Origin of the sequence: Flagellimonas onchidii (assembly GCF_004804315.1) — a bacterium.
Classification (GTDB): domain Bacteria; phylum Bacteroidota; class Bacteroidia; order Flavobacteriales; family Flavobacteriaceae; genus Flagellimonas; species Flagellimonas onchidii.
This window is the reverse complement of the sequence record NZ_SRXX01000034.1, coordinates 1-7651: the sequence shown is the minus strand read 5'-3', so window position 1 is coordinate 7651 and position 7651 is coordinate 1. Positions and strand designations below refer to the sequence as shown.

Genomic DNA, 7651 nt, shown 5'->3' with positions numbered 1-7651 from the left:
AAATTCCAAGGCATTTGACCAAACTCCCCAAATTGCGTTATTGAAACCTTTGGCCGTAAAACCACTTTGGTTCATTTTCCAGATGTCATACATGGAAGATTCCATGGCAATTGTCGTAAATCCCAATTCTTGGTGCAGATACTCTACAATACGGGCTTTCATCTCAAATATGTTCCCGTACATGTGTGTATGTTCACCGAGCATTACAAGTCGTTTTCCTTCCAGTTCGTCCTTTAAAAATGATAAATCGTCAACTTCCTTTGATTCAGGAGCCAGCAATGGGTAAGTTTTTATTTCCTGTGATTGAAGCGTTCCAATACATAGGAACAAAAAAATAATGTTCAGTCTTTTCATGAAAGTAATCGGTTTACCACAATAGTAGGCGTTTCATTTTTGAAAAAAATCCATATTAACATGGATTAACAGAAAATTAAAAAACATTGGCAGTTTTGTACGAGAATTGTACCTCAGACAAAATTTTACAATGTTCAATCATATAAAATCATTAATTTGGAAAGCATGTGGTCTTTAATACTAAAAATAGTATTATGGTTATGCTTTGCCTTTGTATATGTACGGTTATTGATTCCTTACGTAGGCTTCTTTGCAAGATTTATGTTCAATGAACGTGTTGGATGGGACAAATATGTAGAAAAGCCCCGTTTGGTATTCTACGGATTGGGCCTGGCGTTGATGCATGGTAGTTACCCAGCATTCTTTGATCAAGCTACCATACTGCCCAAGTTGTTCTATGTATTGAATTGGTTCATCTTTGCTAGTGGCATTGCCTTTACCCAATTGACTTGGACAAATAGGTTCAAGAGAGTGTTCATTCCCAAGATCAAGGAAAAATTGAAATCCTCCAAAAACTTCAACATTTCAATCAGTGAATCCCAACTCGGAAAGCTTTACGATAATATGATCCGTTACGATATGGTCCTAATTGACAAAACCTCAAAAGATGATTTTGTCCGTTGCTTTTTGGAGGATTGGAAATCACATGGTTCCAAAATTTATCTCAAACTAAAAAATTCGGCATGCAAGGAGTTTTATGAGCTGTTCAAGGCTAACTTTCCCAAGAACGACCTACAGCTTGTCGATTTCATTAAAAATTCCGATTTGCTTCGGCGTGAGGATGGCCAGCCCTATAATTATGATACCGTAAGAAATGCCCTTACCAGAAACAGGGTTTCCAAAAGAAGTGAGGAATTGGAAGCCATATTTGCTTCATTTTCATAAAAATCCGCTTGCATTGATCCCTTTTTTGCTTGCACTACATGCAATGCAAGCCTTTCATTTTGTTTCACATGCTAGTTTTCGGAAAGAATTCGATTAAAAAGTACAAAGGCCTTTGTCCATTGTTTTACACTAAAAAAATCTAGAATTATGGATCAATTAAAACTAGAGGAACGTCTTGAACGTATAGAGCGATTACTGTCCAGCAACAAGGAAGTATTGACATTTGAAGAGGCCTGTGAATACATGGGCGTATCACGAAGCTTTTTGTACAAGCTTACCTCCAGAAGACAGATACCACACTCAAAACCCAATGGCAAAATGATATTCTTCGAAAAGAGGAAACTCAATCTTTGGCTGTTACGGAACAAGAGAAAATCCGAAGCAGAAATTGAGGAGGAAACTTTGGAGCATAACTTTAAAAACAGGAATGCATAAAAGTGTAAAGGGAGAAAAAGAAGAGGTTTCCAGAGCGTGGAATATCCATTTGAGTGAGAATTCAAGATGTGTCATTGTCATGACAAATCTTGCTTTTGCTCCCGAAGGTCGCAAAAGAGGAAAAACGTATGAAAAGGGAATTCGTCCAGTTCAGGTGCTCAGTATTTGAGAAGAAACTGCTTAAGGTAAAGGCAAAAAAGTCAGGCCTTTCCATCAGCGAGTATTGTCGCCGTGCCGCATTTGATGACAGGATCATCGAGAGATTGTCCGAAGACCAGATCGAAGCTTATAAACTATTGGTAAAATACCAGAACAATTTCAAACGCATCGGTAACATGTTCCGAAAACGGAACCCAAAATTGGCGGACGAAGTCACGCAATTGGCGAAAGAAATCAGGGAACACCTTTTAAATTTTAAGGTATGATCGGAATGGGGAAATCCATATCGCATACATCAGCATCAATGGCTTACGGACTTCGGGAGGAAAAGAGACCAGATATCATACATAGCCAATATTTGGCAGGAGATACCCCAAAGGAGATTACCCAGGAGTTCAGGACGATCCAACAACAGAACCATCAATGCCAAAAGAACACCTTGAGTTTTGTCCTAAGTCCTACCATCGAGGATGGCAGGGAAATGAAGAACAAAGAGCTCCAAGAAATCACGGAACGCTTTTTAAAACAGATGAAGTTACAGGAGCACCAGGCGATTGCCTTTGTACACAGAAACCGGAAACATGTTCATATCCATCTGTATGTGAACCGAATCAATTTTCAAGGACAGGCCTACAAGGACAACTTTATTGGAAAACGGAGTCAACAAGCTGCGGAACAGGTGGCAAGGGACATGGGCCTGACCACAGTACGGGAAGTCCAGCAACAAAAACTTGACAAGATAAAGGATATGCGAATGGTTCTGAAAAGAATCCACGAGAAGATCATCAAAGAGGTCAAGCCAAAGGACTTTGACCAATATATCAAGGCCATGGAAGCCCATCACGTTAAGGTCATCCCCTCCATCAATAAACAGAACCAATTGCAGGGCTTTCGATTTGAGTTTGCTGGGCAAAATCTAAAGGGCAGTGGGGTACACCGTTCCATGTCCATAAACAAAATAGCCGAACAGATCGGTTTCGACAGAAAGATAATTGAAAAGACAAGAACAGGGAATACCATAAAACTATTTGGGAAGACGGTAAACATTTCCCCAAACCTAACTGCCAAAATAGCGGTCAGGGTTATGAAACATACCATCAAGAAGAGCATTGACATTGGAATGGGCATTTAAAAAAAATGAATTATGGCAAAACTGGACGAAATAGCAGAATTGTTGACCGAGGAACTGAAGAATTTTGAACACTCGGTCAATCGAATGGAAAAACTGAAAGAGTTTCTCATGGGATATAAGGTCTCAGCGGACACCACCGATATTGACTATCTTCTTAAAGGATACGACGATAGCCAGAAAAAAGTAGTTGAAGAACAGAACAAACTATTGGCCAATGTCATATATCATATCGAGAAGTCCATTGCCATTCCAAAATGGGCAATAAAATTGTTCTAGGGATTATCAGTCATCATTCTTTTAATCGTGGGCTACGCCATCTTCCAGATTTCGAGTATTCCCAAAAAGGAACAGATTGCTTTTTCGCAAGGGGAAGGTAACGCTGTTAGGCACTTTGAGCGATTTATGGAGAAAACCCCAGAGGCAAGTGCCCTTTATGAAGAATGGCGGAATCCAAAAGGCAAAAAGTAGGTTGCGCCCTATCCGGTTTTTGCTATACGCTTATCTGCCGGAATGCTACAAAAACCGGACAGGATCCGTGCGCAAAGTTTGGAGGTAAGGATTTGGGATAGCATGGGTTTGAATATGTACACTAAGCATTATAACTACCCTTATTCTGTTACACATATTTTTAATTTTGACCCTTACTTTAATACAAAAAAATAAAAAAATTACCCTTACTTTGTTACAAATATTGTTATGATATGAATTTTAAAAGGCATGTGTTAAAAAATCTAGAAGCTTGGAAGGCCAGCAATAATAGGAAACCGCTAATATTACGTGGAGCTAGACAGGTGGGCAAGACAACCTTGGTAACGGAATTTTCCAAAAACTATGATTTTTTTATTCCATTGAACCTTGAAAAAACTTCTGATAAAGAGTTTTTTCAAGCCTATGACGATGTTAATACCATAGTAGAGGCATTGTTTTTATCGAATAATATTACTCCTGACCAAGAGCAGAATACATTACTCTTCATTGACGAAATTCAAGAATTGCCCAAGGCCATCCAGTTACTTCGGTATTTTTTTGAAGAGGTTCCAGAGCTTCATGTGATTGCAGCAGGATCTCTACTGGAATTTGCAGTTAAAGAGGTAGAGAGCTTTCCGGTGGGACGGGTCGAGTTCCTTTACTTGTACCCTTTAAATTTTTCAGAATACCTACAAGCGATAAACCATAATGCGGCTTTCGAACATTTAAAAAGTGTGCCTGTAAACCCCATAGCACATAAGATATTATTGGGGCTTTTTCATCGGTATGCAATAATTGGAGGAATGCCTGAAGTGGTCAAAGAGGATATTGGAGAAGGAAATTTGGCCAATCTCCCCAAAGTGTACGAAAGCCTCTGGGCTACTTATAAAGAAGATGTTGAAAAATACACCTCCAATACTACCGAAAGACGGGTAATCAGACATATTATGGAAACTGCCCATCTCTATATGGACCAAAGGATAAAATTCCAGAATTTCGGAAATTCGAATTATAGGTCAAGGGAGGTAGGCGAGGCCATGCGTAACCTTGATGCGGCAAAAATCATACAACTGATTTATCCTACGACGGACATTGAGCCACCTATTAAACCAAATATCAATAAATCACCTCGCTTACAGTTTTTGGATACAGGTCTGGTAAACTACACTTTGGGAATTCAAGCACAGCTTTTGGGGATGGAAGATTTGAGTAATGCTTTCAAAGGAGCTATTATTCCCCATCTCATAACTCAAGAAATAATATCATTAAATACGATTACCAGTACAAAGCCCCATTTTTGGATTAGGGAAAAGAAGCAATCCTCCTCGGAAGTAGATTTGGTTTATCCCTATGGAGATAAGGTAATTCCCATTGAGATTAAATCGGGAGCGACAGGGACTTTAAAATCCTTACATCAGTTCATGGACAGGACGGGGCATCCTTATGCCATAAGAATTTATGGGGGGGAGTACAAAGTAGAAAGTTCAACAACAATAGCAGGAACACCTTTTCTATTGATGAACTTACCTTATTATTTGGGTACACAATTGCTTCAATATGTTGAATATTTTGTTAGTAATTATCATTTGTAATATGGTATTAACCAATGGGTTATGCGTATTTTTGCTTTAATAAAACCGCATAAGTTTTACGTTCTTTAGCTACTTATTGATTGTTGGTGTCCAAAAAGGGATTTGATTCAGGATTTCAACGTTCAACTAATTGAATATAAGATGGTTGACTGTGTTTTCTTAGTCCAGCACCGACGACCAGGGCATCGAGGGTCTTGTGGTTGACACCGGCACCAACGTTCTGACGGTGGGTATTGAGAACGGCGCGTCCCGGACGGTCGACCTTTCCCACTTGGACGACAGTGGCACTGACGACCAGTCTGTTGATGACCTTTTCCTTTTTGGGGGAGAGCTTAACATCTCACTGGAAGGCGATGGTGTGGATCCATCAAGGGTCGACCTGATAAGCAATAATGCGAACAATGACATTTCCGCGGGTACCGATGGCGGACTCTATCTGAACGTTGCCTCGGTGAGCATTTCGGAGACGGTAACCACTTTGACGGATAACCTTGACGGCACGTACACCTATGCGAGTGAAAACGGGACGCCGACAAGGTTTGTTGGCACCGACGACCAGGGCATCGAGGGTCTTGTGGTTGACACCGGCACCAACGTTCTGACGGTGGGCATCGAGAACGGCGCGTCCCGGACGGTCGACCTTTCCCATTTGGACGACAGCGGCACTGACGACCAGACCGCGGGCGAGGTTGAAGTGGCTGATGCGGCAAATCACTTTACGGCTACTGATGTAGAGGGTGTTTTAGAGGAATTGAAAAGTGAGGTGGAAAGTTCTCGGAGTCCATGGAATAGAGAAGGGACCACAACAGTTGCCAATTCAAATACCAATGATATATATATTCAAGCAGATTGGTTGGGTATTGGCATGCAAGATCGCTCCAATACCATTGATGATGTAGTGGCCACTGGAGAGCGTCTTTGGGTGGACGGTACTATTCGAACTTCGGGATCTGTCTATCCAGATTATGTTTTTGAAGAGTTTGTTGAAGGTGTTTCTAAAATTGTTCCTGATTATAGACGTCGTTCGTTGAAAGACGTATTGACTTATATAAAAACCTATAAACATCTTCCTGGTGTAACTGGAATCAATGAATTGCCACGTACAGCTAATGGTTATAGCTTTAACATTACGGACTTAGCGGTGCAGAGCTTGGAAAAGATAGAAGAATTATATCTATATCTGATAGAACAGCAACAAAAAGTAGAACGCCAACAAGAGCAAATAGATACGCTCAAAGCACGTTTGTTCGCATTGGAAAAGAAATTTGAAAAGGAAAAATAGGAAGCTATATCAAATCAAGACAGTAATTGATAGTTATAGGGTGAGGTATATAAACTTCTAAAAAATGGAACGAATTAGATTAATATCTTCTTAAAAGAGTTCAAAATTTATTGCCTCATGGAATAAGGATTGAAATAATGATAAAACAATAAGATTTTAATAGATGATGAAATATTTTATATTGGCAATATCCATGGTATTACCTTGTGTGCATATGATAGCCCAGACGACTTCAACGGGGATAAACACCTTGAATCCCGATGCTTCTTCTATCCTAGATGTAAGTGCCACGAACAAAGGGGTGCTTTTGCCCCGAGTGGCACTTACGGGAGAGACCGATACCTCTACCATTATTGCACCGGCAAAAGGTCTTACTGTGTTCGTTCCGGACGGCAGTGGCCTTTCAGAAGGATATTATTATTACAATGGAACTAAATGGGTAGGGCTATTGTCTGGGAAAACTACACTACCAGCAGAGCTAAAAGACATTGATGGTGATACAAGGGTACAAGTGGAGAAGAATGCTGATGAAGATAAGATTCGTTTTGAGATGGGGGGCGAAGAGCATTTTGTGATGGACGGTCCACGTCTTGAAGTATTGAACACATCGGTTTATATAGGGCAAGGTGCCGGTAGATTTGATGATGTTAGCTTGAAGAATTCTGAAAACACCTTGGTGGGATATGCTGCGGGTGAGAATATGCGTGGAGGATTTATAAATACATATATTGGTTCTAAATCTGGAAGAAAAAACACCAGTGGAAGTCAGAATGCCGCTCTAGGTAAAGGTACCTTGGGGGAATTGACTAGAGGAGGTAGAAATACTGCTATAGGGGATGAAGCTGGAAAATTTGTTGACAACGGGGGGAGCGGGATAAATCTTATCCCTAATACTACAGCTAATAGTTCTGTATATATTGGAGCCCAAACACGTACTGCAAAAGATGGCTCTGAGTATGAAATAGTAATTGGAACTGATGCAATTGGCCTGGGAAATAATTCTGTTGTGCTGGGAAATGACAATGTGGAGACCACTGCACTCAAAGGCCAGGTAGGTATTGGAACCACAGCTCCTGACGATGCCTTGGATGTTGTTGGCAGTGTTCATATCAATGGAGCCCTTAAAGATAGCAATGGCCTTCCTGGAGCAATGGGGGGATTGCTTTCCAGCACTACAACTGGGACCGATTGGGTTGACCTTGGTAGTGGATTAAAGTTGAATAATGGCGCACTTGAAGTAAACACTGGGAATGGAATAAGAGCGGGGTTTGGTAGACTTGAAGTAAACATTGGGAATGGATTAAGGTTTGATGCTTTTGGAGTACTTGAAGTTGTTAATACCAA

At 40.6% G+C, this 7651-nt stretch carries 9 protein-coding genes and 2 pseudogenes; 10 read left to right on the top strand and 1 reads right to left on the bottom strand.

Annotation, left to right across the window (positions count from 1 at the left end; genetic code table 11):
• A pseudogene (locus E4661_RS18550) lies at positions 1 to 354 on the bottom strand (erythromycin esterase family protein); the annotation flags it as partial.
• A gap of 165 nt (positions 355 to 519) precedes the next feature.
• Here E4661_RS18550 and E4661_RS18545 point away from each other — a divergent pair.
• The 10 genes and pseudogenes from E4661_RS18545 to E4661_RS18510 all read left to right on the top strand — a co-directional run.
• Positions 520 to 1239 (top strand): hypothetical protein, encoded by a 720-nt coding sequence (locus tag E4661_RS18545; protein ID WP_136468959.1) that lies wholly within the window; start codon positions 520 to 522, stop codon positions 1237 to 1239.
• Between the two features lie 147 nt (positions 1240 to 1386).
• Positions 1387 to 1674 (top strand): helix-turn-helix domain-containing protein, encoded by a 288-nt coding sequence (locus E4661_RS18540; RefSeq protein WP_136468958.1) that lies wholly within the window; start codon positions 1387 to 1389, stop codon positions 1672 to 1674.
• A complete protein-coding gene (locus E4661_RS19190) occupies positions 1667 to 1843 on the top strand; it encodes a hypothetical protein (RefSeq protein ID WP_168796433.1) in 177 nt (58 codons plus the stop codon). Before E4661_RS18540 ends, E4661_RS19190 begins: the two co-directional genes overlap by 8 nt.
• On the top strand, positions 1803 to 2099 hold the full coding sequence (gene mbpA, locus E4661_RS18535) for a mobilization protein MbpA (protein ID WP_136468957.1): 297 nt from the start codon (positions 1803 to 1805) through the stop codon (positions 2097 to 2099). Before E4661_RS19190 ends, mbpA begins: the two co-directional genes overlap by 41 nt.
• 5 nt (positions 2100 to 2104) lie before the next feature.
• Positions 2105 to 2965, top strand: coding sequence for a relaxase/mobilization nuclease domain-containing protein (locus E4661_RS18530; protein WP_240751550.1), 861 nt, complete (start codon positions 2105 to 2107; stop codon positions 2963 to 2965).
• A gap of 12 nt (positions 2966 to 2977) precedes the next feature.
• Entirely contained in the window at positions 2978 to 3241 is a 264-nt protein-coding gene (locus E4661_RS18525) for a DUF6730 family protein (protein ID WP_136468955.1), read from the top strand.
• A gap of 27 nt (positions 3242 to 3268) precedes the next feature.
• Positions 3269 to 3433, top strand: coding sequence for a hypothetical protein (locus E4661_RS19185; RefSeq protein WP_168796432.1), 165 nt, complete (start codon positions 3269 to 3271; stop codon positions 3431 to 3433).
• Between the two features lie 233 nt (positions 3434 to 3666).
• Entirely contained in the window at positions 3667 to 5025 is a 1359-nt protein-coding gene (locus E4661_RS18520) for an ATP-binding protein (protein ID WP_136468954.1), read from the top strand.
• Between the two features lie 196 nt (positions 5026 to 5221).
• On the top strand, positions 5222 to 6307 hold the full coding sequence (locus tag E4661_RS18515; protein WP_136468953.1) for a hypothetical protein: 1086 nt from the start codon (positions 5222 to 5224) through the stop codon (positions 6305 to 6307).
• Between the two features lie 163 nt (positions 6308 to 6470).
• A pseudogene (locus E4661_RS18510) lies at positions 6471 to 7651 on the top strand (hypothetical protein); the annotation flags it as partial.